Source organism: Xanthomonas sp. SHU 199 (assembly GCF_000364665.1).
GTDB classification, from domain to species: Bacteria; Pseudomonadota; Gammaproteobacteria; order Xanthomonadales; family Xanthomonadaceae; genus Xanthomonas_A; species Xanthomonas_A sontii.
Window position 1 is genome coordinate 1 of record NZ_AQOI01000620.1, and the last position, 1,136, is coordinate 1,136.

The following is a 1,136-nucleotide window of genomic DNA, read 5'->3' on the forward strand; positions in this document are numbered from 1 at the left end:
GGCGGCCGCGCTGCTCGGTGCCGCGGTGCTGTCCCTGGTCTGGCGGCATGCCGTCGAACCGGTACCGACCGCCTATGCCAGCGTCACCGGCCAGCTGCGCCCGGTGGCCCTGGCCGACGGCTCGCAGGCCACGCTGAGCAGCGACAGCCGCATCGCGGTGGCGCTGTCGCGCGCGCAGCGGCGCATCGACCTGCAGCGCGGCGAGGCGTTCTTCGCGGTGAGCAAGGACCCAGGCCGGCCCTTCGTGGTCGACAGCGGCGCGCGCCGGGTGGTGGCGGTGGGCACGCGCTTCGCGGTGCGCCGCGAGGCCGATGCGCTGCGCGTGGTGGTCACCGAAGGCACGGTGCGGCTGGAATCGGCGGGCGCGCCGCAGGCGCCGCCGCTGCTGCTGCATGCCGGCAGCATCGCCCAGGCCGGGCCGCACGGGGTGCTGGTACGCCGGGTCGCGCTGGCCGAGGCCGAGCGCGCGCTGGACTGGCGCAGCGGCTACCTGAGTTTCGACGACACCCCGCTGCAGGCGGCGGTGGCCGAGTTCAACCGCTACAACACGGTCAAGCTGCAGGTCGCCGATGCCGGTGCCGCGGCGCTGCGGGTCGGCGGCAACGTGCGCTGGTCCAACGTCGACGCCTTCGTGCGCCTGCTCGAACAGGGGTTCCCGATCCGCGCCGAGCGCCACGGCGACACGGTGTTGTTGCACAGCCGGTAAGCCGTCCCGCGCCGCGCTGGGCGGGCGCGGCGGCGGGGGGATTTGTCGGTCTCGTTCGTCTGGAGCTACTGAGGCGCGCTCCGCGCCCGTTTGGGGAGAAAACTCGATGCGGTATCCGATGCGTGCCCTGCTGCTGAGCATGGCCTGTGCGAGCGCCTGTGCGGCGCAGGCGCAACCCGCTGCCGTTGCCGCCACCGGCACGGTGGACGTCCCCGCCGGCCCGCTGCGCGCGGCGCTGGACACCCTGGCGCGGCAATCCGGCGCGCAACTGATTTACCGTGCCGACCAACTGGGCCAGGCCCGCAGCGGCGGCGCGCACGGCCAACTGGACACCGCACAGGCGCTGCAGCAGGTGCTGCGCGGCAGCGGCTTCGTCGCCCAGCGCGACCCCTCCGGCGCCTGGCTGGTGCGGCGCCAGGAGCCGGCCCCG

Annotated in this window: 2 protein-coding genes; both read left to right on the forward strand. The window is 74.9% G+C overall.

Going from position 1 to position 1,136, the window contains the following annotated elements; all coding sequences use genetic code 11:
• Positions 1–706, forward strand: a 706-nt coding sequence (locus D183_RS25175; RefSeq protein ID WP_017910225.1) for a FecR family protein, incomplete at its 5' end; no start/stop codon positions are given.
• A 118-nt stretch (positions 707–824) separates the two neighbouring features.
• Positions 825–1,136: STN domain-containing protein (locus D183_RS0118005; protein WP_026144614.1), on the forward strand; the 312-nt coding region annotated here is incomplete at its 3' end.